The sequence below is a fragment of the Bradyrhizobium genosp. A genome (assembly GCF_049949275.1).
Lineage (GTDB): Bacteria > Pseudomonadota > Alphaproteobacteria > Rhizobiales > Xanthobacteraceae > Bradyrhizobium.
Genome location: NZ_CP188196.1, coordinates 7,608,375 through 7,630,159, shown reverse-complemented (window position 1 = coordinate 7,630,159; position 21,785 = coordinate 7,608,375). Strand labels below are relative to the sequence as shown.

Below are 21,785 nucleotides of genomic sequence, written 5' to 3'. Positions count from 1 at the left end.
TGCACTTGATTCAAGTCTCTGCAAGCCTTGATTTGACAGCCGGGCGGCCCGACATCAGGATAGGAATTGAAACCGGAGTGCGTCATCCATGGCTCCCACAGGCAAGAGGACGGGCGAAAGCACCCGCAGCGCAGGCGCTGGGCTCCCCAATTCGGCCGGTTATCTCGACGGCCGGCTCCTGATCGCGATGCCTGTCATGGGCGACTCCCGCTTCGAACGCTCGGTGATTTATCTTTGTGCGCATTCGGCCGAGGGCGCGATGGGCATCATCGTCAATCATCCGGCCGGCAGCATCGATTTCCCAGAGCTTTTGGAGCAGCTCGGCATCGTCAAGAAGGGCGAGCACATCAAGCTGCCGCAAAATGCCGAAAGCATGAAGGTGCTGGCCGGCGGCCCGGTCGACACCGGCCGCGGCTTCGTGCTGCATTCCAGTGACTTCTACATCGAGCACGCGACACTGCGGATCGACGACGGCGTCTGCCTCACGGCGACCGTCGACATCCTGCGTGCGATTGCCAACGGCTCCGGCCCCAAGCACGCCATCCTCGCGCTCGGCTATGCCGGCTGGGCCCCGGGCCAGCTCGAGACCGAGATCCAGAGCAATGGCTGGCTGCATTGCGACGCGGACGCGGATTTGATCTTCGGCGACGACGTCGACGAGAAATACGGGCGAGCGCTGCGCAAGATCGGCATCGATCCCGGGATGCTGTCGAACGAGGCCGGACACGCGTAGCTTTCTAGTGGGTATGGCATAGCTCTCACCGTCGTCATTGCGAGGAGCCCTTGCGACGAAGCAATCCAGAAACTCTCCGCGGAGGCATTCTGGATTGCTTCGCTTCGCTCGCAATGACGGAATTTGTTGAGACGCGCTCGCTCTCAACGACAGGCTGATCGTTCGTCCTACTCCGCCGCCTGCTGCTGCACCGTCGGCTCGGTCCCCGCCACCGTCGCCCGGCGCATGTCGCGGGGCTGCGACTGGTCGTAGCGGCGGACGCGGTGCATGGTCTGGCGGTTATCCCACATCACGAGATCATGCAGCTTCCATTTGTGGACGTAGACGAATTCTGCGTTCGTCGCGTGCTCGTTGAGATCGCGCAGCAAAAGCCGTCCCTCCGGCACGCTCATGCTCACGATCTTGCCGGCATGCGATGAGAGATACAACGACTTGCGGCGATGCACCGGATGGGTCCGCACCAGCCGCTGCAGCACCGGCTTGAACATCGCCTTCTCATCGTCGGTATATTCGGTGAAGCCGAGCGATCCCCGCGAATACATCAACGAGTGCTCGCAGACGAGATCCTCGATCTCGGCTTTGGTCTCGTCGTCGAGCGCTTCATAGGCCGCGCGCATGTCGGCGAATTCGGTGTTGCCGCCCTTCGGGTTCACCACGCGCGCCGACAGCAGCGAGAATTTCGCCGGAACGGGGCGGAACGAGCTGTCGGAATGCCACAGGCAGTTGCCGAGATTGAACAGATGCGAGCGGCTGTCCTTCGGGAGTGGCTTGCCGTCCTTGCCGAGATTGGAGACGTCATTGAGGCCGGACTGGAGCCGGTAGTCCTTTTCCTTGGTGACGGTGCCACCGCGAGCATCCTCACGCTGGCCAAAGTTCAGCGCAAACGCCATCTGCTGCGCGTCGGTGATGTCTTGGTCGTGGAAGACCAGCACCGCGTATTTGTCCATGGCGGACTCGACCTCGCGGGCCTCATCCGGTGTGAGAGGCTTTCGCAGGTCGAGGCCGGAAACCTCGCCGACAAAATGCTTCTGAAGCTGCCCGATGGCCATTGTCATAGCGTCTCTCCCGCGGGTGCGAGCGGTTGGTCCCGCTCTGCCATCGAAAAAGCTACTCGCGCGTCCGGCGTTGTCAACGCTCGGTGCGCATATCTCCTAAGCCCAGAGATTGACAAGGCTGGCATCGATCCGCAGACAGGTCAAACAAGCAAAACAAAAGGGGAGGCCGCGATGGCGAACGAGCTCGATTTCTCAGGCAAGCAGGTTCTTGTCGTCGGTGGTTCCAGCGGTATCGGCAACGGCATCGCGCAAGCCTTTCGTGCGAGGGGCGCAGCTGTCGCGGTGTGTGGCACGCGTGCTCGGCCCGCGGACTATTCTGCGGAGGAAGGCTCCGATCTCACCGGTCTTGCTTATTCGCAGCTCGACGTCGGCAATGCCGGAGCCGTCGAAACGTTCAAACCGTCCTTCGACCGGCTCGATATCCTGGTGCTCGCGCAGGGCGCGGTGATCTATCGCCGCGGCGAGTTCGAGATGGCGGGCTTCCGCAAGGTCGTCGAGGTCAATCTGATGAGCCTGATGGCGTGCGCCACGCGGTTTCATTCCATGTTGCGGGATTCCAGGGGCGCGCTGGTCATGGTGTCCTCGACCGCGGCCTATCATTCCACCATGGGCAATCCCGCCTACAACGCCTCGAAGACCGGCGCGGTCGGATTGACGCGGACGCTGGGCGAGGCGTGGGCGGAAGATGGCATCCGCGTCAATGGCATCGCACCCGGTCTCGTCGACACCAAGATGACGAAGGTGACGACCGACAATCCCAAGCGGCTCGAAGATGCGCTGTCACGCATTCCGCTGCGGCGCTTGGGCACGCCGGCCGACATGGCGGGCGCAGCATTGTTCCTGGCCTCGCCGTTGTCGTCGTACATCATCGGTCAGACATTGGTCGTCGATGGCGGGCTTATTCTCTAGGCGGAAAAGGAACTGCGCTGCTTCTGATCGGTTACTCCGGCAGACCCCCGAGGAGGAGCATCATGGACAAGGATCGGATCGTCGGATCGGCCAAGGAATTCGCTGGACGCGCGGAAGGCGCGGTCGGCGATCTCGCAGGCGATGCGCAGACGCAGGCATCGGGCAAGGCGCGCGAAGCCGCCGGCACCGTGCAGAATCTCTACGGCCAGGCCAAGGACGCCGTGCGCGATGCCGCGGACACCGCGAGCAGCTACGCCAAGGATGCCTATGAGAATAGCGGCGACACGCTTCGCGATGGCTCGCAGGCGCTGTCCAAGAAGGTGCAGGACAATCCGCTCGGCGCGCTGCTTGTTGCCGGCGGCATCGGCTTCGCCCTCGCGCTTCTGATGTCGCGCCCCGCCCGCCGCCCGCCGCCGCGCTGGCGTTATTACGGCTGATAGCTAACGCGCGATCTCTCGTGCCCCGGATGCAATGCGGCGTGAAATGCCGCATTGCTGAGCCGGGGCCCATTCTTTTTGTGAATGTCGTAAGTGCTGGGTCCCGGCTCTGCGCAGCAGCGTTGCACGCTGCAGCGCGTCCGGGACACGAGATCGACTACCGAACCACTTCCGCGGAACGCCCGACATTGCCAGGCGGACGCGGGATCGCCGGGTTCGGATTCGGATTTCGCGGCGCCGGCGCCAGTTGACGCGGCGCTGGCTGCGGCGAGCCGAAGCCGAAGAAATCGCGCAAGGACGGCGCGGCCTGTGCCGGCTGCTGCGGCGGCGTTGGCTTCTTCGGCGCGACCGGCTTAGGCGGCGTGATCGCAGCGGCAGCACCGGGCGTGCCGGGAGCCGCAACACCCCCGTCAGGCGTCGTCGCAGCCACCGGCGTATCGCCCTTGGCCTGCTCGCGACCGACTTCGCGGCGCGGCCAGGCATAATCGTCGGCACGGCCAGCAGGCGCAGCCAGCGGCTCGCCCTTCACCAACGTCCGGGCTGCGAGCGCATCGACGGCGGCAGGGCGCGTGCCCGGTCCACCCAGCAATTGATCGGTCGAGATCGAGGCCGCGACCAGCGGCACGATCGGGCCTGCGAGCGGCCGCGGCGGCGGCTTGCCGGGCTCGGCACTGGTGTCGGGCGTCGCCGGCTCGCTCGGCAGTGCGATCGGGCCGGAGCGTCCCGCCAGCAGGCGCGTGATCTCGCGCTCGACATAATGGGCGAGTTTCCGCGCGCCAGGTTTTGTGAAGTAGACGCCGTCACCGCTGCGCAGCTGGCGGATCTGGCCTTCGAAATCCGGGCCCTTCTGCAGGAAGCGGCCGGCTTCGTCGACAAAGCCGTCCCAGACGTCGACATAGGTGATGCCGGCCTTGGCCGCGCCTTCGCGATAGAGCGAATCCAGGAACAGCATGTCCGCGGTGCCCCTGGGTCCGCGGATCGCGGGCAGGCCGACCCAGAGCACCGGCACGCCCTTGGCCTTGAGGACGTTGGCGAGCTCCTCGATCTTCTTGCTGTAGAGCTCGACCCAGTGGTCGTCGCGGAATTCGTAAAGGCCGTTCGGGTTGCGCGCGGTCTTTTCGGGCGCGGCAGCAGGTGTATCGGCGTCGTCCTGCGGCAGGTCGGTGTCAACAGGCTTGTCGTCGGGCTTGGCAGCGGTGTCCGGCTTGGCATCGCCGGGCTTGGTTTGCGGCTTGGCGCGCGCGCCCTTGTCGTTCTTCTTGTCCTTGTCGGACGCCTTGTCGGATTTGTCGGGCGCAGCTTCGCGGATCGCGATGCGGTCGTTGAGGCCCAGCATGACGACGATGACGTCAGGCTTCTCGGTCTCCAGAATGCCCTTCGCCGCCGCCGCCCAGTCCGAGGGCTCACCCTTCGGCTGATACTTGATCAGGCCGGATGTGGTCCTGTGCTTGCGGATCACGCCCATGTCGGGCTGCTCGGTGTAGGCGTCTTCCAGGCCGTAGGCGAGCCAGTCGGCCATGGCGTCGCCGATCACCAGCACGTTCTTGTCGGGAATGGTGTCGCGCTTGGCGGGCGACGGCGCGCGCGAAAAATCCTGGCGCGGGGCCTGCGGTTGCTGCTGCTGGAACGGCGCGAAGAAATCGCCGCCGAACCAGCCGCCATCGCGTCCGCCTCCCCGTTGTTGCGGGGCTTGACGTTGCGGCGGCCCGCCGAAGCCGGGGAAGTTGAAGAACTGCGCGGAAGCCGGTCCTGCGATCGAGACCAGGATCGCGAGCGCCGTCCCCAGCGCGATCAGCGGGCCGGTTTCGGTCAGCGCCTTGAAAAAGGATTTTGGCTTCGACATGCGATCTCGGGCGCGCGCAACGGAGTCTGGAAGTAGGTCGTTATAATAACGGAATCGGGCGTCAAACGGGCAAATTCTCTTGCAAATTCTTGGCGCCATGCACTGGGGATCGGCCAAAATCCCGCTTCAGGGTTACTTTCGGCCCGCTTTTACCGCCCGCGCAGCCGATCGAGCGCGTCGGACGAGGCAAATCCGTCCGCGGGCACCCCGATCGAGGCCTGGAAGTTGCGCAGCGCGTCTCGGGTCTGGCCGCCGAACTGGCCGTCCGGCGTGCCCTTGTAGAAGCCGCGCTGGGCCAGCAGCTGCTGGAGTTCCAGCCGCTCGCCTCTCGACAATTCCCGCTCCTGCCGCGGCCAGGGCTGCACGAAGGGCTGGCCGCCGCGCAGGCGATCGGCGAAATGGCCGATCGCCATGGCATAGGCCTCGGCCGGATTGTATTTCATGATGACCCGGAAATTCTGCAGCATCAGGAAGCCCGGTCCCTGCGCGCCGGCCGGCGCCAGCAGATAGGCCTTTTCCGCCGGATGCGGGAAGGGCTGGTTGGTTGGCCGCTTGAGCCCAAGCTTCTCCCATTGCGCGATCGTCATCGCCTTGGCGCGATCGGCCAGCATGTAGTTGAAGCCCTGCGGCACCACGACCTCGAACCCCCAGGTCTGGCCGCTCTGCCAGCCGTCCTTCTTCAGATTGTTGGCGGTGGAGGCAATCAGGTCGGCCGGATTGTCGACGACGTCGCGCCTTCCGTCCCCGTCGCCGTCCACGGCGAAGCGCTTGAACGCGGTCGGCATGAACTGGGTCGGGCCGAACGCGCCGGCCCAGGAGCCGCGCATCTGCTCCGGGCGCAGGTCGCCGCGATTGAGGATCTCCAGCGCCGAGAGGAACTCGTCCCTGAAATAGGCCTGACGGCGGCCGACGCAGGCGAGTGTCGCGGTCGATTGCAGCACGCTGCGATCACCCATCTGCGTCGAATAGTTGGACTCGATGCCCCAGATCGCGGCGATGATATAGCGGTCGACGCCATAGGCCTTTTCGGTCGCGTCGAACTGCGCCTTGTACGTGGCGAGGACTTCCTTGCCCTTGGCGAGGCGGTTGTCGTTCACGAGGATGTCGAGATAATCCCAGATCGACTTGGTGAACTCGGGCTGCGAATCCATCAGGTCCATGATGCGCAGATCGGGCGTGAGGCCTGCGGTGAAGCGCTGGAAGTTGTCCTGCGTGATGCCGCGTCGTGCGGCATCAGGCCACATGCCCGCGACGCAATTGTCGAAATTGCCGGCGGCCTCGCGGATCGCGGCGGCCGTCATCAGCGGATGGCCGGAGGCGCCGTCCTCGCCGCTCCAAGGCTGAGCTCCCGTTTGAGCGCCGCCGGGTGCTCCTTGCGAGGGCGCCGGGTTCGAGCCGGAGAAAATACCTCCGAACAGGTTGGACAGTCCGTTTTGCCCTTGTTGCCCTTGGGCCTGCGCGGATACGGGGAACAGGAGCGCGGCCGCAAGCATTGTCGCGCCGGCCACAAATCCCCTGCGTTCTGCCAAGCTTGCCACCGATTTCCTCATGTCCCACCCGTCCGGCCAAAAATCAGCCATCAGGAGGCCTCGTTACGGTTGCCAATATCTTAACAAAGGTGAAATTTCGGTGGTGGCCTTTTCTCTATTCCAGGTTTTCTCAATTCCACGCGCCGAGCCCTACATCCGCCTTTGTTACCGGCTGCAAACCGGCTAGCAAGATGCCATTGCTCTCCTCACATGTGTCCCAAGGTATTCGATCAATCACATGAAAATCCGCAAAGCCGTATTCCCCGTCGCCGGCCTCGGCACCCGCGTCTTGCCCGCCACCAAGGCGATGCCGAAGGAGATGCTCACCATCGTCGACACGCCGCTGATCCAATACGTCTATGACGAGGCGAGGGAAGCCGGCATCGAGCACTTCATCTTCGTCACCGGCCGCAACAAAAATGTCATCGAAGATCATTTCGACAAGATGTTCGAGCTCGACTCGACGCTCGCTGCGCGCGGCAAGAAGGCCGAGCAGGAGATTTTGGCGCAGAACCAGCCGGAAGCCGGCGCCGTCAGCTTCACCCGGCAGCAGGCGCCGCTCGGCCTCGGCCACGCGGTCTGGTGCGCGCGCGACATCGTCGGCGACGAGCCGTTCGCGGTGGTGCTGCCCGACGAGCTCGTGCTCAACACGCCCGGCTGCCTGAAGCAGATGATCGAGACCGCGTCCTCGCTCGGCGAGAAATCCAACCTGATCGCGGTCGAGGCGGTGCCCGATCATCTCACCCATCAATACGGCATCTGCGGCGTCGGAAAACGCACCGGCAAGATGTTCGAGGTCGACGGCATGGTCGAGAAGCCTGCAAAGGGCACCGCGCCCTCCAACCTCTCGATCACCGGCCGCTACATTCTCCAGCCCGAGATCTTCAAGATCCTCGAGACCCAGGAGCGCGGCGCCGGCGGCGAGATCCAGCTCACCGACGCCATGATCGGCCTCGCCAAGTCGCAAAAATTCTACGGCGTCGAGTTCGAGGGCGAGCGCCATGATTGCGGCTCCAAGCCCGGCTTCCTCCGCGCCAACATCGCCTACGGCCTCAGGCGGCCGGAATTGCGTGAGGGGCTGATCGCGGAGATGAAGAAATATCTGGGGCAGTAGTCGGGCGTCACGCCCGCTCGTCATTGCGAGGAGCGAAGCGACGAAGCAATCCAGAGTATCGCCGCGGAGCAATTCTGGATTGCTTCGCTGCGCTCGAAATGACGACGGTGAGAGAACCCTTCACGCCACCAGCGACAGTTTCGGCAAGCTCGCCACCACCGACTGGTTGCGGCCGCCGGCTTTCGCCGCGTAGAGCGCCTTGTCGGCGGCGGCGACCAGGATGGCCCAGTCCATGCCGGCCGTGGGCGCAAGGCTGGCGATGCCGCAGGAGACGGTCGATCCTGCCCCGCCGTCGGACCAGCCAAGCACCTTGGCCCGGATGGTCTCGGCGATCTTGAAGGCGTCGGCGGCGGACGTGTTCGGCAGCAGCACGGCGAACTCCTCGCCGCCATAGCGCGCGGCGCAGTCGCCGGCGCGGCCCACCGAATCGGAGATGCAGATGGCAATGCCGACCAGCACCTGGTCGCCGGCCTGGTGGCCGAAGGTGTCGTTGTAGGCCTTGAAGTGATCGGCATCGATCATCAACAGCGCGACCTGCGTCTTCTGACGCATGGCGCGGCGCCATTCCATGTCGATGACTTGGTCGAACTTGCGGCGGTTACGCAGGCCCGTGAGCGCGTCCGTCGTCGCCATCTCCTCGAGCTTGCTTTCGGCATCCGCACGGCGGCTGATCTCACGGGCGAGCACGATGGCCGAGCCCAGCACGAACAGGGAGAGCACCAGGACCACGGCGCCGATGCGGAGCGCCTCCTTCTGCCACAGCGCGAACACCGTGCTCAGCGGCTTGCCCGCCACCACGAACAGCGGGCCGGTGTCGCTGCTGCGCGCATAGAGCCGCGCGGTCGGATCGACCGGGCCCCGTCCCGCAAACGAGCTGCCGACGCGGAGATTGTCGGCCTTCCAGGCCTGGCGGTCGTTTAGATTCCTGCCGATGATGTCGAGATCGAACGGCCGCCGCATCATGATGGTGCGGTCGCGCTTGAGCACGGTGATGGTGTCCTCTTGGTCGAGGCTCAGCCGCTCGAACAATTCGTGGAAATAGGTGAAGCGGATCGAGCCGGCGACGACACCCATGAAGCCGCCGTCGGTATCGCTAAGACGCCGGCTCAACACGATCGAATAGGCTCCGCGGAACAGCATCGGGCGGCTGATGAAGAGGCCGGCATTGGGATTGTCGCGGTGGACCGTGAAATACTCCTCACTGCCGCGATTTTCCGGAACCGGATCGAGCGTGGAGGCATCGATGGTCAGATCGCCGCCCGCATCGAACACCTGGATGGCGCCGAAATGCCTTGCGGTCGTGGAGTGGTCGAACAGGATGAGCTGGCGGATCGGCCTTGAGACCGTGTTGATCTCGGGCAGCAGCACGTTGCTGGCGACGGCTTTCAGAGACAGGTCGTAGATGTCGATGTTGCGGCTGATGTCGGCGTCGATCGACGTGGCCAGGTTTTCCAGCGTCTGGCGGGCAAGCGCCTCCTCGCCGTGGCGCATGTCCAGCATGACGTTGACGCAAATGGCGGAAAAGCCGATCACCGTCACGACGGACGAGATGATCAGCAGCTTCGCCGAAATGCGCCACGGCCGGCGGGCCGTTGTGTCGCGCGATCCAGACAGCATCCTTTGCTCCCGACCGTAGTGGATGCGCCTGAAATCTTGCGTAGTGTTTAAGCCGCGACGGCGCTGCCGCAATCAGTTAAGGATTGGTTTCCGCCGGTCTCGCTTTTGAGCAGGTCAGACCGCGGACGAAGGGATAGAGGACGGCGGTGAACGATTACGACGCGCTACGCGATTACCTGCTGCGGCAGAAGCAGATGGAATTCGTGCTGAGCTTTGAAGAGATCGAGGAGATCATCGGCGCGGCCCTGCCGCGGGCGGCGAATCGTGCCTCATGGTGGGATACCTTGCGCAGCCCGGATATCAAGATGCCGCAGCGCGAAGCCTGCCTCGCCGCGGGCTTTAAGGCCACGCGGATGCCGGACGGCCAGACGGTGCGGTTCACGAAGCAGAAGAGCGACCGCCGGCGCCTAACCGCAAAGAGCGACTAGCTCGCCGCTTCGAGCCGCACTTCGGTCAGCAGCCGCATCGCCGCGTCGGCGTCCATCGGCTCGCCGAAGGCAAAGCCCTGCGCGTATTCGCAGCCCAGCTGATACAGCTCGACGGCGTCGGAATCGGTCTCGGCGCCTTCCGCCACCACGTCCATGCCCAGATCATGCGCGAGCGCGATGATCGACTTCAGGATCACCGGCCGCGTGCCGCGATTGGTGGTACGGACAAAGGACTGGTCGATCTTGATGGTGTCGAACGGGAAGCGCTGGAGATAGGCCAGCGACGAATGGCCGGTGCCGAAATCGTCGAGCGACAGCCCGGTGCCGAGCTCGCGGATCCGCGTCAGCATTTGCGCCGCGTGCTCCGGATTCTCCATCACCAGCGATTCCGTCAATTCCAGCTTCAGCGTGCCGCGCGCCACCGAGGAGCGCGACAGCACGGTGCGGATGTCGTGGATCAGGTCATGGCGCAGCAACTGCCGCGAGGAGACGTTGACGGATGCGAAGATCGGCTCGCGCGAACGCATCGCGCGCTGCCAGATCGAGAGCTGCTTTGCGGTCTGGTCGAGCACGAACATGCCGAGATCGACGATCAGGCCGGTCTCTTCCGCAATGGTGATGAATTCCGACGGCGCCATGCGCCCGAGCTTCGGATGATCCCAGCGCACCAGCGCTTCGAAGCCCGCGACGGAACGGTCCTCCAGCCGGACGATCGGCTGGTACAGGATGGTGAGCTCCTGCCGCTCGATGGCGCGGCGCAGCTCGCTCTCCAGCGTCAGGCGATCGGTTTTTCGCGCGCGCATGGCGGGCTTGTAGACGTCGATGCGGTCGCCGCCGATGCGCTTGGAATGATACATCGCAAGCTCGGCGTCCTTGATGATCTCGTCCGTCAGCTGTGTCTGAGGATCAGAGAGAGCCAGCCCGATCGAAGCGGTCAGGAAAATCTCGCGGTCGTTGAAGGCGATCGGCGCGCGGATGGTCTTGCGGATGGTTTCCGCAAAGGCGGTGATGCGGGCCGGGTCCTGCTCCGACAGCAGGATCAGGCCGAACTGGTCGCCGGCCATCCGGGCCAATGTATCCTGGGGCTTCAGGATGCGGGTGAGGCGGCGGGCCAGCGTCAGCAGGATGGAATCGCCCACCGCGATGCCGACGGAATCGTTGACCTGCTTGAAGCGGTCGAGGTCGATCACCATCAGCGTCGGCCGCAGCGTCGGCATCGACTTGGCGAAATGCGCGACCGCACCTAACCGGTCCATGAACAGCTTGCGGTTGGGCAGGCCGGTGAGATTGTCATGCACGGAATCGTGCAGCAGGCGTTCTTCGGCGTTGCGGAGCTCAGTGACGTCGGTGAGCGTGCCGACCACGCGCGACACCTCGCCATCCGAGCCGACCACCGGGCGCGCCTTCAGCGCGAACCACATGAAATGGCCGTCGGGGGTGCGCAGGCGGAAATCCTGCACCAGCCGGCCGCGGCGCTGGTCGAGCACGCTGTCGAGCGCGGCGCGGAAACGGTCCTGGTCGAGCGGATGCAGCACTTCGAGCCATGACGCCGCCGGGCCTTCCAGCGTGCCGCGCTTGAGGCCGAGCAGCGCTTCGGTCTCGGGGCTGGTGAAAACCTTGTCGGCGGAAACGTCCCAGTCCCAGATCAGATCGCCAGAACCGGCCAGAGCCAGCGCCCGCCGCTCGATGTCGGAGACGACGCCGGTGGTGGCGCCGCCGCCGGCAAAGGCGTGCTGCATCACCGTGAAGCCGATCAGCATCACGATCAGCACGAGGCCGCCGAGCAGCGCCGGGCCGACGATGTCGTTGGTGACGGAACCCGCGACCGTCATGCCGGCCGCGACCACCCAGACCACCAGCAGGAACCAGGTCGGGATCAGCAGCACCGCGCGGTCGAAGCCGTGGGTCGAGAGATAGACGATCAGCGCGAAGCCGGCGAAGGCGATCAGCACCAGCGAGATGCGCGCGATGCCGGAAGCGACGGCCGGGTCGAACAGAGCGAGGGCAACCAGCGAGCCCAGGAACGCCAGCCAGCCCACCGTGATGTGCGAGTAGCGCACATGCCATCGACTGAGATTGAGATAGGCGAACAGGAACACGAGCAGTGTCGCCGCCAAGATCGCTTCACCCGCCGCGCGCCAGATGCGCTCGGCGTTGTTCGACATGTCGAGCACCTTGCCCCAGAAGCCGAAATCGACGCCGATATAGACCAGCACCGCCCAGGCGAGCGCCGCCGCCGCCGGGAACATGATGCTGCCCTTCACCACGAACAGAATCGTGAGCACCAGCGCAAGCAGGCCGGAGATGCCGATGACGATGCCCTGGTAGAGCGTGAACGAGTTGACCTTGTCCTTGTAGGCTTCCGGTTCCCACAGATAGAGCTGCGGCAGCTTGTCGGTGCGCAGTTCCGCGACGAAGGTGACGACCGCGCCGGGATCGAGCGTGATGCGGAACACGTCGGCGGTCGGGCTTTCCTGTCGCTCCGGCCGGTCGCCGGTCGAGGGCGTGATGGTCGCGATGCGCGACAGCCCGAGGTCGGGCCACAACAGGCCTGACGACACGATGCGGTAATGCGGGGCGACGATCAGGCGGTCGAGCTGGTCGTCGGTGTTGTTGGCGAGCGCGAACACCACCCAGTTCTGGCCGCCTTCACGGGCGCGCACCTCGATGCGGCGGACGATGCCGTCGGTGCCGGGCGCGGTCGAGACCTGGATGCGGTCGGCGTCGCTGCGCTGATGCTCGAGCACGCCGGTGAGGTCGATCGCGGGCGCGTCGCCGCGGACGCTGACAGCGTCAAGCGCGCGTGCAGGCGACGCGGCGACAAGAATCATGAGGCCCAGCGCGATGGGCGCGAGGCACCTGATCAGACGCAAGGTCAGTTCTCCGCGTTCGACGCAAACTCTGAGTGCAAGACTGGTCGTAAGGCTGGCACGTAAAGGCGATTTCAGACCGGACAGAAGTGGTTCGGCATGCGGCGATAGATGCCACGAAACCCAAGAAAATCAAAGGGTTTCCGCCTGGTTTGCTGGGTCAGCGGCCTAGACCTCCAACACAATTTTGCCAATATGTGCGGAGGTCTCCATGCGCCGGTGTGCGTCGGATGCCTTTTCCAGCGGGAAAGCGCTGTCCATCAGCGGTTTGACGCGACCTTCGCGCAAAAGCGGCATCGCTTTAGCCTCGATTGCGGCCACCATTGCCGCCTTGTCCGCATTACTACGGGGGCGCAAGGTCGAGCCGGTATGGGTCAACCGTTTCACCATCACTTTGGCGATGTTGACGCTGACCTTGGGGCCGTTGAGGGTTGCGATTTGCACGATGCGGCCGTCGACCGCGGCGGCGTCATAGTTGCGGTCGACATACTCGCCTGCGACCATGTCGAGGATCAGGTTGACGCCGACCTTGTTGGTCTCTTCCTTGACCACGGCGACGAAGTCTTCGGTTTTGTAGTTGATGGCGCGATCGGCGCCGAGCTTGAGGCAGGCATCGATCTTGTCCTGCGATCCGACGGTGACGAACACCTTTGCGCCGAACGCCTTGGCAAGCTGGATCGCCATGGTGCCGATGCCGGAGGAGCCGCCATGGATCAGCAGCGTCTCGCCGGCCTTCAGGCCGCCGCGCTCGAACACATTGTGCCAGACCGTCATCAGGGTTTCCGGCAGCGCGCCGGCTTCCGTGATCGACAGGGCCGGCGGCACGCTCATCGCCTGGGCGTCCTGCGCGATGCAGTACTGCGCGTAACCGCCGCCGGCGACGAGCGACATCACCTTGTCGCCGATCTTGTGCCGCTTGGCGTTGCTGCCGACGGCGACCACTTCACCGGCGATCTCGAGACCCGGCAGGTCGCTGGCGCCGGGCGGCGGCGGGTAGGCGCCGGAGCGCTGCGCCACGTCGGGCCGGTTGACGCCGGCGGCCTGCACCCTGACCAGGATCTCGTCGGGACCGGGCTGCGGCAGGGCCCGTTGTTCCGGCACCAGCACCTCCGGTCCGCCGGGCTTGGAGATGGCGACCACGGTCATTTGCGCGGGCAGCTTTTCCATGATTTGTCCTTGGAGAAGAGGGCAGGATTGAACAGGCCAGTTGATTAACCAGAGCGCCCGGCGCTGGCAACCGCTTCAACTTCGTTTGACCGCCTGGCGGACCTGATCGGAGGAACGACGATGTCGATGGAAGACGACGACCGCCCGCGCAAGAAGGTCACCCACGAGATCGGACAAGATCTCTCACTGTTGTCGGTCGAGGAACTGACCGAGCGCGTGACCCTGCTGAAGACCGAGATCGCAAGACTGGAAGAAGCCGCCACCAAGAAGCGCGCCTCCCGCGATGCGGCGAACAGTGTGTTCAAGACGTAGAGGCGGCCTCGACTCTCGCGTCTCCGGACGCGGTGCGCCGAATTCCCCCGCCGTCATTCCGGGGCGGCGCGTCAGCGCCGAGCCCGGAATCCATAACCACAGGACGTTGAAATGGGCAGGCGGGCCACTCCGTCTTCCTGGGGTTATGGATTCTCACGACTTCGTCGCGCCCCGGAATGACGGCGGATAGAGACGCACGCGCCACGGGGCTCGGCCACTGACCGACATGGCTAACGAATCCTCAAAATAATCGCTCGTTTACTCGCCATTAAGCTTTCGAGCTTATGACTGGAACTGTCCTCGTTTGGACACCGAGTGGCTCCTGTCCACTCTGTTTGACGCCTCCCTGTTATCAACTTTCAAAGCCGCCGGTCCTTCCGGCGGCTCTTTTTTGCGTTCTCTTAGGTTGAACTTTGTAGGAAAGACCCGCGGAAACCATATCCGCGCTTGTCGCTGGACTCCGCGTCTCGCCCGCGCAATGATTTGTTCATCATAAGCCGGCGCCAAAGCCGGACGGGTAAACAGTTGCGTAAGGGGCGTTAACCATGGAACGTTTGCAGGCCGACGGCGCTCTCGTTCAACTCAGCGAGCGGTTCACCAATTCTGCGGCGTTCGGCGTCCTGTTCCGTGAGGGCATGGATCTCGTCGAAGAAACCGCCGCCTATCTCGACGGCGCCGGCCGCAACGAAGCCAAGGCGCTCGATCGCGCCGTCAGCCTGACTTACGCGACCGAGAGCATGCGCCTCACCACCCGCCTGATGCAGCTCGCTTCGTGGCTGCTGCTGCATCGCGCGGTGAAGGAAGGCGAGATGACGCTGGTCCAGGCCAACCGCGAGAAGACCAAGGTCAAGCTCAGCGCCGCCGATCCCGGCCCCGCCGACACCATCGAGAAGCTGCCGACGCAGCTCCAGGACCTGATCCATCGTTCGATGAACCTTCAGACCCGCGTGCGCCGCCTCGACACCACCATCCACACCCCGCCGGCGGACGTCCCCGCGATCGGCAACCCGCTGGTGCCGCATCTCAACGCGCTGAAGGCCGCGTTCGAGCGGTAGGCTTATACGTTGTCATTCCGGGGCGCGCGAAGCGCGAACCCGGAATCTCGAGGTTCCGGGTTCGATGCTACGCATCGCCCCGGAACGACGGTCGGAAAAACAAAAACGCCCCCGGTCCGCCGGGGGCGTTTTTAGTCTCCAGCCGTGCGGCCGGATCAATCCTTTTTGAGAAAGCCCGAAAACTTCTTCTGGAAGCGCGAGACGCGGCCGCCGCGATCCATCAGCTGGGCGTTGCCGCCGGTCCAGGCCGGGTGCGACTTCGGGTCGATGTCGAGGTTCAGCGTGTCGCCTTCCTTGCCCCAGGTGGAGCGGGTCAGGTACTCGGTTCCGTCGGTCATGACGACCTTAATCGTATGATAATCCGGATGAATTTCGGCTTTCATGGCAATTCCTAGGGCGCCCGGCGCCTTGCTTGAGTGACTATCGAATGACGGATTTGGCCGGGTCTATACCTCACGAGGTCCCCTAAAACAAGCCATTGTGGCGACAGCAGAACCGGGCCGTCCCCTAAGGGACATCCCGGATTTGCCTCGCCCCCTGCCGCGGCCTATGTGGAGCTAACGTCTCTCTTTTGGTCGGATTCTAAATGAGCGCAGTAGAACGGCTTGAAACCGGGCCCGCAGAGGCCCCGTCGATCGAAGCCGAGCTGATCGAGCAGCCGGAAAAGGGCCGCGCCAAGCTGCGGCCGCTGATGGCGCTCGCGCCTTACGTGGCCCGCTATCGCGGCCGGGCGGCGCTCGCCTTCGTCGCGCTGACGGTCGCCGCGCTCACCACGCTGCTGGTGCCGGTCGCGGTGCGCCGGATGATCGATTTCGGCCTGACGCCGGAAGGCATCGCGCTGATCAACAGCTACTTCTCGGTGATGATCGCGGTGGTCGCCGTGCTCGCGCTGGCGAGCGCCTCGCGCTACTACCTCGTGATGACGATCGGCGAGCGCATCGTCGCCGATCTCAGGCGCGACGTGTTTGCGCATCTGCTCTCGCTCTCGCCGGCCTTCTTCGATTCCGCGCGCAGCGGCGAATTGGTGTCGCGCCTCACCGCCGACACCACGCAGATCAAATCCGCGGTCGGCGCCTCCGTTTCGATCGCGCTGCGCAATCTGATGATGTTCTTTGGCGCGGCGGCGATGATGGTGATTACCAGCCCGCGTCTCTCCGGTTTCGTGCTGCTGGCGATCCCCCTGATCGTGCTGCCGCTGGTCGCATTCGGGCGCTGGGTGCGGCGCCTCTCGCGCAATGCGCAGGACACGCTTGCCGATGCGTCCGCCTATGCCGGCGAGCTGGTCGGTGCGATCCGCACCGTGCAGGCCTATACCAGCGAAGGCTTGGCTGCGAAGCGGTTCGGCGGCGAGGTCGAGCAGGCCTATGAGGCCGCGCGCACCTCGACCCAGGCCCGCGCGGTTCTCACCGCCATCGTCATCTTCATCGTGTTCGCAAGCGTGGTCGGGATCCTCTGGATCGGCTCGCATGACGTGCTGACCGGCGCGATCACGCCGGGCCGGCTCGGCCAGTTCGTGCTCTATGCAGCCTTCGCTGCCGCAGGCCTCGGCCAGCTCAGCGAGGTCTGGGGCGAGGTCTCGGCCGCGTCCGGCGCCGCCGAACGCCTGTTCGAGATCCTGCACGTGCAGCCCGACATCAAGGCGCCGGCGTCGCCGCGTGCGCTGCCGGTGCCGGGACGCGGCGAGGTCGGCTTCGATCGCGTCAGCTTCGCCTATCCGGCGCGGCCCGACGCCAACGTGCTCGACGCCGTGTCGTTCACGGTGCGGCCCGGCGAGAAGGTTGCGATCGTCGGCCCGTCCGGCGCCGGCAAGAGCACCATCTTCCACCTGCTGCTGCGCTTCTACGATCCGCGGGGTGGCGCGATCTCGCTCGACGGCGTGCCGGTGAAGGCCGCCGACCCCCGCGATTTCCGCTCCCGCATCGCCCTGGTGCCGCAGGAATCCAATGTGTTCGCCGCGAGCGCCCGAGAAAACATCCGCTTCGGCCGGCCCGATGCGAGTGATGCCGAGGTCGAGCGTGCGGCCGAGCTCGCGCATGCCGCCGAGTTCATCCGCCGCCTGCCCGAAGGTTTCGACACCCCGCTCGGCGAGCGCGGCGTCACCCTCTCCGGCGGCCAGCGCCAGCGCATCGCGATCGCGCGCGCCATCCTGCGCGATGCGCCGCTCTTGCTGCTCGATGAAGCGACCTCCGCGCTCGACGCCGAAAGCGAGACGCTGGTGCAGACCGCGCTCGAAGAGCTGATGAGCCACCGCACCACCCTGGTGATCGCGCATCGCCTCGCTACCGTGCTCTCCTGCGACCGCATCCTGGTGATGGACCAGGGCAAGATCGTCGAGCAGGGCACGCATGCCGAGCTGGTTGCTGTGAATGGGCTCTATGCCAGGCTGGCGAGGTTGCAGTTCGAGGGGGCGTGAGGTGGGGGCTTCACGCGCTCACGGGCACTTCGGCGAGCCCATCGGCACGTTCGGCCACGGCCAGTTCTTCCAGCTGCCGCCCTCGCCGATGCAGGCCGATCCGCTGTCGGCCGGAGTCGGGCTGTCTGTCGGAGCGGGGGTGCTCGTCGGCGCAGGGGCACTCGTGGTCTCACTTGCTGTCTCACTTGCCACCTTGGGCGGCGGCGCGAGGCGCTCGTCGACATAGATCGTCGACAGGTAGCCGGCGACAATGACGCCGAGACAGACCGAGGCCCCCTTGGCCAGATCGCTCAGCCGCATCGATCCTCTCCATCTGCTTGCTGGTTGCGACACTAGCAAACCACGTCGGGCTTCTCCGTGACTGAAGTCACGGCCGCCAAATCATCTTCAGCACCGGCCGTCCCGACGTCGGGTTCACGTCGGAGCCCTCATGGGCAAAGCCGTTGCGCTCGTAGAAGCGGATGGCGCGGCTGTTGTCCTTGTTGACGAGCAGCGTGACGCCTGATGGCGACAGGCGCTTGACTTCGTCGACCAGCAGCCTCGCCGCGTCCGAGCCCCAATGACTGGGATCAACCACGAGCTGGTCGAGATAGCCGTCACCATCGATGGTGACGAAGCCGGTCAGGGCGCCGTCCTGTTCGGCCACCACGATCGCGGCTTTCGGCACAAGATCGTTGCGCCAGCGCTCGCGCCACCAGTCCAGCCGCGCAGCAAAATCGATCTGCGGATAGGCCTGCTGCCAGGTGCGATGCCAGAGGTCGATCGCCGCCGCTTCGTCAGCGTCTGCGTAGGGGCGGAGGTGGAGCGCGCTCACTACCGCTCCGTCAGCTTCAGCTCGATGCGGCGATTGCGCTTGTAGGCGTCCTCGGTGTTGGCGGTGTCGAGCGGCTGGAATTCGCCGAAGCCGGCGGCGACCAGGCGCTGGGCCGGCACACCGAGCGAGATCAGATATTGCACCACTGAGATCGCGCGTGCCGCCGACAGGTCCCAGTTCGACTTGAAATTCGGGCCATTCACCGGCCGCACGTCGGTATGGCCGTCGACGCGCAGCACCCAGGCGATCTCGGCCGGGATCTTCTTGTCGAGCTCGATCAGCGCGGCCGCGACCGTGTCGAGCTCGGCGCGGCCCTCGGGCAGCAGCGTCGCCTGTCCGGTGTCGAAGAACACTTCGGACTGGAACACGAAGCGGTCGCCGACCACGCGGATGTCAGGGCGGTTGCCGAGAATGGCGCGTAAGCGCCCGAAGAACTCCGAGCGGTACCGCGACAATTCCTGCACGCGCTGCGCCAGCGCGACGTTCAGGCGTGAGCCGAGATCGGCAATGCGATTTTGCGATTCCTTGTCGCGCTTCTCGCTCGCGTCGAGCGCCTCTTCGAGTGCCGCCAATTGCCGGCGCAGCGCGCTGATCTGCTGGTTCAGCACCTCGATCTGCGCCAGCGCCCGCGCCGAGACTGCCTTCTCGGAGTCCAGCGCCTTGCCGAGCTCGGACGTCTTGCCCTGCGCGTCGTTGCCGGCGGCAGCTAAGCCGTCATAGAGGCCCTTGATGCGATCGCGCTCGCTCTCGGCCGAGGCGAGTCCGGCCTTCAGCGATGAGACCTGGTCGTCGAGCGTGAGCTTGCCGAGCTTCTCCAGCGACAGCAGCTCGTTGAGCTGGGCGATCTTGGCGTTGAGCTGCTCCAACGCCTTGTCCTTGCCGGTCACCTCCTGCGACAGGAAGAACTGCACGACCAGGAACACCGAGAGCAGGAACACGATCGACAGCACCAGCGTCGACAGCGCGTCGACGAATCCGGGCCAGTAGTTGAAGGCGCCTTCGCTGCGGCGGCCGCGGGCTAGAGCCATTGTCGTCGGTCTCCACTCTCGTGTCCCGGACGCGGTGCAGCGTGCAACGCTGCTCCGCAGAGCCGGGACCCATTCCTCGTTTCTCTGGGCCCCGGCTCTGCGACGCATCACTTCGTGCTGCATCGCGTCCGGGGCACGAGCCCTTCGTTCTGTCCTTAACTCTTCTCGGGCTGACGCGCGATGCGCTCCAGCAGGCGGCGGATCTCGCGGTTCTGCTCGCCCTGGCCGTCGGCCCATTCGCGGATCATCTGCTGCTCGGTCCGCATGTGCGAGACCAGCGCCTGGATCGCCTCGGCGAGGCTCGCCATCGCCGCGGTGGTGCCGCGGCTGGCGCTGCCTTCCTCGAGCACGGAGCGCAAGCGCTCGACGGCGGCCTGGAGCTCGCCGCTGGCAACCCCGCCGCCACTGCTCGCGACGGCGGCGACCTCGCCGGTGCCATATTCGCGCACGGTGGTGGCGAGCCAGTCTTCGAGGTCGGTGTAGAAGCGGTTCTGGGCCTGGCTCGATTGCAGATCGAGGAAGCCGAGGATCAGCGAGCCGGCGAGGCCGAACAGCGAGCTCGAGAACGAGATGCCCATGCCGCCGAGCGGGGCGGCAAGGCCCTCCTTCAGCGTATCGAACAGCGCGCCGGCATCGCCGCCGACCTTGAGACCGTCGATCACCTTGCCGACCGAGCCGACCGTCTCGATCAGGCCCCAGAAGGTGCCGAGCAGGCCGAGGAAGACCAGCAGGCCGGTCATGTAACGGGAGATGTCGCGGGCCTCGTCCAGGCGGGTCGCGATCGAATCGAGCAGGTGCCGCATCGTGGTCTGGGTGATCGACATCCGCCCGGTGCGCTCGCCGCCCAGGATCATCGCCATCGGCGCCAGCAGTTTTGGGTGCCGGGCCGGCGCCAGGCCGGGGTCGGCGATGCGGAAATTGTTGACCCAGGACACTTCAGGGTAGAGCCGGATGACCTGCCGGAAGGCCAGCACGATGCCGATGAACAGCACCGCCCCGATCAGGGCGTTCAGCCCGGGATTGGCGAAAAAGGCCTGGATGATCTGCTTGTAGAGCACCACGCCCACCAGCGTGCACAGCACCAGGAAAACCAGCATCCGCACCAGGAAGACGCTGGGCGAGGACAGTTTTGTGTATTCGATCTCGAGGGAGGAGCGGGGCGAGGCGCCTGACGGCATGGCCGGTATCATCCGTTACTTGCTTGCATCCGCACTATGGCACAGCGCCGGCTCAAAAAAAGCGCCGGATGGCGGATTTCGGGGAGGGTGTGGGAACCCAAAGCTGAAACCGGGCATTCTTCCCATTGCTGTCCAAGGAAAAACTGGCAAACTGGCCAAGGAATGCTCGCATGAGCGTCGTGTCCACGATCATCGGGACTGCCGAACGCGTGCCGCTGCCGGATCTCGTGGTTCGCGCCGCGATCCAGCGGCTGTGCTCGCGCACCGCGACGCGGCTGGCCGCACACAGCGTGTCCGACGACGCGGCCTTCGCCGGACGGATGATGCTGCGGCCGATCGCCGAGCACGCCGATGCCGCCTACACCCAGCATTGCGAAGTGCCGCAAAGCTTGTTCGCGCAGGTGCTGGGCCCGAACCGCAAATACTCCTCCTGCTTCTACAAGACCGATGCGACGACGCTGCAGGAGGCGGAGGAGGAAGCACTGCGTCAGACCGTCGAGCATGCCGGCCTCGCCGACGGGCAGACCGTCCTCGAGCTCGGCTGCGGCTGGGGCTCGCTGTCGCTGTGGATCGCGCGGCAGTTTCCGCATGCCAAGGTCACGGCGGTGTCGAACTCGCAGTCGCAGCGCGCCTATGTCGAGGACATCGCGCAGAGCCGCGGCCTGCTCAATCTGCGCGTCGTCACCGCCGACATGAACGTGTTCGCGCCTGAGGGCCAGTTCGACCGCATCGTCTCGGTCGAGATGTTCGAGCACATCATGAACTGGCGCAAGCTGATGACGCGCGTGCGCGCGTGGCTTGCGCCGGAGGGGCGCTTCTTCATGCACATCTTCACCCACCGTGCCGGCTCCTATTCGTTCGACCGCGCCAATCGCGAGGACTGGATCGCGCAGCACTTCTTCACCGGTGGCGTGATGCCGAGCCATCAGCTCATCCGGCAATATGCCGATATCTTCGCCATCGAGAAGGAATGGCGCTGGAGCGGCACGCATTATCAGCGCACCGCAACTGATTGGCTCGCCAATTTCGACGCGCATCGCGACGCGATCGAAGTCTCCTTGCGCAACGTCTATGGCGACGAGACCTATTTGTGGATGCGGCGCTGGCGCTGGTTCTTCCTCGTCACCGCCGGCCTGTTCGGTTACGCCGACGGAACGGAGTGGGGTGTCAGCCACTATCGGATGAAGGCGGCGGGCTGCTGAGTCTAAGCAGCCTTGCGGGCTCGCGTCTTTGATGACTTGCGCGGCTTGCCCGGCTTTCTAGGTAAGGGACGCGCAGCCAGA

20 protein-coding genes are annotated in these 21,785 nt (G+C 65.0%); 9 read left to right on the top strand and 11 right to left on the bottom strand.

The features are described from left to right. The first annotated feature begins 88 nt into the window (after positions 1-88). Positions 89-733 carry a YqgE/AlgH family protein gene (locus ACP2YP_RS35735; protein ID WP_426421003.1) on the top strand — a complete coding sequence of 215 codons (645 nt, stop codon included), beginning with the start codon at positions 89-91 and terminating at the stop codon, positions 731-733. Between the two features lie 167 nt (positions 734-900). Here ACP2YP_RS35735 and ACP2YP_RS35730 read toward each other — a convergent pair whose 3' ends face one another. Continuing rightward, entirely contained in the window at positions 901-1,788 is an 888-nt protein-coding gene (locus ACP2YP_RS35730) for a TauD/TfdA dioxygenase family protein (protein WP_426421002.1), read from the bottom strand. A 171-nt stretch (positions 1,789-1,959) separates the two neighbouring features. On the opposite strand from ACP2YP_RS35730, the gene ACP2YP_RS35725 reads away from it, so the two are divergent. Then, positions 1,960-2,697 (top strand): SDR family NAD(P)-dependent oxidoreductase, encoded by a 738-nt coding sequence (locus ACP2YP_RS35725; protein WP_426421001.1) that lies wholly within the window; start codon positions 1,960-1,962, stop codon positions 2,695-2,697. 62 nt (positions 2,698-2,759) lie between these two features. Beyond that, positions 2,760-3,134 carry a CsbD family protein gene (locus ACP2YP_RS35720; RefSeq protein WP_426421000.1) on the top strand — a complete coding sequence of 125 codons (375 nt, stop codon included), beginning with the start codon at positions 2,760-2,762 and terminating at the stop codon, positions 3,132-3,134. 157 nt (positions 3,135-3,291) lie between these two features. On the opposite strand, the gene ACP2YP_RS35715 is transcribed toward ACP2YP_RS35720, so the two are convergent. Both ACP2YP_RS35715 and ACP2YP_RS35710 read right to left on the bottom strand, forming a co-directional pair. Beyond that, positions 3,292-4,977: an SGNH family hydrolase gene (locus tag ACP2YP_RS35715; RefSeq protein ID WP_426420999.1), complete on the bottom strand. Its 1,686-nt coding sequence runs from the start codon at positions 4,975-4,977 to the stop codon at positions 3,292-3,294. Positions 4,978-5,126: 149 nt separating this feature from the next. Further along, positions 5,127-6,527: a lytic murein transglycosylase gene (locus ACP2YP_RS35710; protein ID WP_426426388.1), complete on the bottom strand. Its 1,401-nt coding sequence runs from the start codon at positions 6,525-6,527 to the stop codon at positions 5,127-5,129. A gap of 217 nt (positions 6,528-6,744) precedes the next feature. On the opposite strand from ACP2YP_RS35710, the gene ACP2YP_RS35705 reads away from it, so the two are divergent. Next, positions 6,745-7,620 carry a UTP--glucose-1-phosphate uridylyltransferase gene (locus ACP2YP_RS35705; RefSeq protein ID WP_426420998.1) on the top strand — a complete coding sequence of 292 codons (876 nt, stop codon included), beginning with the start codon at positions 6,745-6,747 and terminating at the stop codon, positions 7,618-7,620. 120 nt (positions 7,621-7,740) lie between these two features. Here the strand turns inward: ACP2YP_RS35705 and ACP2YP_RS35700 are convergent, their stop codons facing one another. Continuing rightward, positions 7,741-9,237, bottom strand: coding sequence for a diguanylate cyclase (locus tag ACP2YP_RS35700; RefSeq protein WP_426420997.1), 1,497 nt, complete (start codon positions 9,235-9,237; stop codon positions 7,741-7,743). Positions 9,238-9,383: 146 nt separating this feature from the next. On the opposite strand from ACP2YP_RS35700, the gene ACP2YP_RS35695 reads away from it, so the two are divergent. Next, a complete protein-coding gene (locus tag ACP2YP_RS35695) occupies positions 9,384-9,665 on the top strand; it encodes a DUF7662 domain-containing protein (protein WP_426420996.1) in 282 nt (93 codons plus the stop codon). Here the strand turns inward: ACP2YP_RS35695 and ACP2YP_RS35690 are convergent. Both ACP2YP_RS35690 and ACP2YP_RS35685 read right to left on the bottom strand, forming a co-directional pair. Beyond that, positions 9,662-12,538: an EAL domain-containing protein gene (locus ACP2YP_RS35690; RefSeq protein ID WP_426420995.1), complete on the bottom strand. Its 2,877-nt coding sequence runs from the start codon at positions 12,536-12,538 to the stop codon at positions 9,662-9,664. The genes ACP2YP_RS35695 and ACP2YP_RS35690 overlap by 4 nt on opposite strands. Before the next feature lie 165 nt (positions 12,539-12,703). Continuing rightward, positions 12,704-13,702, bottom strand: a complete 999-nt coding sequence (locus tag ACP2YP_RS35685) for an NAD(P)H-quinone oxidoreductase (protein WP_426420994.1) — start codon at positions 13,700-13,702, stop codon at positions 12,704-12,706. Positions 13,703-13,822: 120 nt separating this feature from the next. Between ACP2YP_RS35685 and ACP2YP_RS35680 the strand changes: the two genes are divergently transcribed. Together ACP2YP_RS35680 and ACP2YP_RS35675 are read left to right on the top strand one after the other, a co-directional pair. After that, positions 13,823-14,014: a DUF1192 domain-containing protein gene (locus ACP2YP_RS35680; RefSeq protein WP_426420993.1), complete on the top strand. Its 192-nt coding sequence runs from the start codon at positions 13,823-13,825 to the stop codon at positions 14,012-14,014. A gap of 545 nt (positions 14,015-14,559) precedes the next feature. After that, positions 14,560-15,069, top strand: coding sequence for a DUF1465 family protein (locus tag ACP2YP_RS35675; RefSeq protein WP_426420992.1), 510 nt, complete (start codon positions 14,560-14,562; stop codon positions 15,067-15,069). 155 nt (positions 15,070-15,224) lie between these two features. Here ACP2YP_RS35675 and rpmE read toward each other — a convergent pair whose 3' ends face one another. After that, complete coding sequence (gene rpmE, locus ACP2YP_RS35670; protein ID WP_027530154.1) at positions 15,225-15,452, bottom strand: 50S ribosomal protein L31; 228 nt, start codon at positions 15,450-15,452, stop codon at positions 15,225-15,227. A gap of 203 nt (positions 15,453-15,655) precedes the next feature. Here rpmE and ACP2YP_RS35665 point away from each other — a divergent pair, with 203 nt between their 5' ends. After that, the gene (locus tag ACP2YP_RS35665; RefSeq protein WP_426420991.1) at positions 15,656-17,482 is read left to right on the top strand and encodes an ABC transporter ATP-binding protein/permease; all 1,827 of its coding nucleotides are present in this window, start codon (positions 15,656-15,658) and stop codon (positions 17,480-17,482) included. Positions 17,483-17,500: 18 nt separating this feature from the next. On the opposite strand, the gene ACP2YP_RS35660 is transcribed toward ACP2YP_RS35665, so the two are convergent. The 4 genes from ACP2YP_RS35660 to ACP2YP_RS35645 form a co-directional block, all read right to left on the bottom strand. Next, the gene (locus tag ACP2YP_RS35660) at positions 17,501-17,782 is read right to left on the bottom strand and encodes a hypothetical protein (RefSeq protein WP_426420990.1); all 282 of its coding nucleotides are present in this window, start codon (positions 17,780-17,782) and stop codon (positions 17,501-17,503) included. 67 nt (positions 17,783-17,849) lie between these two features. Beyond that, a complete protein-coding gene (locus ACP2YP_RS35655) occupies positions 17,850-18,296 on the bottom strand; it encodes a GNAT family N-acetyltransferase (protein ID WP_426420989.1) in 447 nt (148 codons plus the stop codon). Then, positions 18,296-19,324, bottom strand: a complete 1,029-nt coding sequence (locus tag ACP2YP_RS35650; protein ID WP_426420988.1) for a peptidoglycan -binding protein — start codon at positions 19,322-19,324, stop codon at positions 18,296-18,298. The genes ACP2YP_RS35655 and ACP2YP_RS35650 overlap by 1 nt, the downstream gene beginning before the upstream one ends. Before the next feature lie 155 nt (positions 19,325-19,479). Beyond that, positions 19,480-20,502, bottom strand: coding sequence for a flagellar motor protein MotA (locus ACP2YP_RS35645; protein WP_426420987.1), 1,023 nt, complete (start codon positions 20,500-20,502; stop codon positions 19,480-19,482). Positions 20,503-20,672: 170 nt separating this feature from the next. Here ACP2YP_RS35645 and ACP2YP_RS35640 point away from each other — a divergent pair, with 170 nt between their 5' ends. Continuing rightward, positions 20,673-21,704, top strand: a complete 1,032-nt coding sequence (locus ACP2YP_RS35640) for an SAM-dependent methyltransferase (RefSeq protein ID WP_426420986.1) — start codon at positions 20,673-20,675, stop codon at positions 21,702-21,704. Positions 21,705-21,785: the final 81 nt, after the last annotated feature.

Bases quoted from the DNA above. Each gene is read 5' to 3' on its own strand.
- ACP2YP_RS35735 (WP_426421003.1), top strand. From the start codon at position 89: ATGGCTCCCACAGGCAAGAGGACGGGCGAAAGCACCCGCAGCGCAGGC.
- ACP2YP_RS35730 (WP_426421002.1), bottom strand. From the start codon at position 1,788: ATGACAATGGCCATCGGGCAGCTTCAGAAGCATTTTGTCGGCGAGGTT.
- ACP2YP_RS35725 (WP_426421001.1), top strand. From the start codon at position 1,960: ATGGCGAACGAGCTCGATTTCTCAGGCAAGCAGGTTCTTGTCGTCGGT.
- ACP2YP_RS35720 (WP_426421000.1), top strand. From the start codon at position 2,760: ATGGACAAGGATCGGATCGTCGGATCGGCCAAGGAATTCGCTGGACGC.
- ACP2YP_RS35715 (WP_426420999.1), bottom strand. From the start codon at position 4,977: ATGTCGAAGCCAAAATCCTTTTTCAAGGCGCTGACCGAAACCGGCCCG.
- ACP2YP_RS35710 (WP_426426388.1), bottom strand. From the start codon at position 6,527: ATGAGGAAATCGGTGGCAAGCTTGGCAGAACGCAGGGGATTTGTGGCC.
- ACP2YP_RS35705 (WP_426420998.1), top strand. From the start codon at position 6,745: ATGAAAATCCGCAAAGCCGTATTCCCCGTCGCCGGCCTCGGCACCCGC.
- ACP2YP_RS35700 (WP_426420997.1), bottom strand. From the start codon at position 9,237: ATGCTGTCTGGATCGCGCGACACAACGGCCCGCCGGCCGTGGCGCATT.
- ACP2YP_RS35685 (WP_426420994.1), bottom strand. From the start codon at position 13,702: ATGGAAAAGCTGCCCGCGCAAATGACCGTGGTCGCCATCTCCAAGCCC.
- ACP2YP_RS35680 (WP_426420993.1), top strand. From the start codon at position 13,823: ATGTCGATGGAAGACGACGACCGCCCGCGCAAGAAGGTCACCCACGAG.
- ACP2YP_RS35675 (WP_426420992.1), top strand. From the start codon at position 14,560: ATGGAACGTTTGCAGGCCGACGGCGCTCTCGTTCAACTCAGCGAGCGG.
- rpmE (WP_027530154.1), bottom strand. From the start codon at position 15,452: ATGAAAGCCGAAATTCATCCGGATTATCATACGATTAAGGTCGTCATG.
- ACP2YP_RS35665 (WP_426420991.1), top strand. From the start codon at position 15,656: ATGAGCGCAGTAGAACGGCTTGAAACCGGGCCCGCAGAGGCCCCGTCG.
- ACP2YP_RS35660 (WP_426420990.1), bottom strand. From the start codon at position 17,782: ATGCGGCTGAGCGATCTGGCCAAGGGGGCCTCGGTCTGTCTCGGCGTC.
- ACP2YP_RS35650 (WP_426420988.1), bottom strand. From the start codon at position 19,324: ATGGCTCTAGCCCGCGGCCGCCGCAGCGAAGGCGCCTTCAACTACTGG.
- ACP2YP_RS35645 (WP_426420987.1), bottom strand. From the start codon at position 20,502: ATGCCGTCAGGCGCCTCGCCCCGCTCCTCCCTCGAGATCGAATACACA.
- ACP2YP_RS35640 (WP_426420986.1), top strand. From the start codon at position 20,673: ATGAGCGTCGTGTCCACGATCATCGGGACTGCCGAACGCGTGCCGCTG.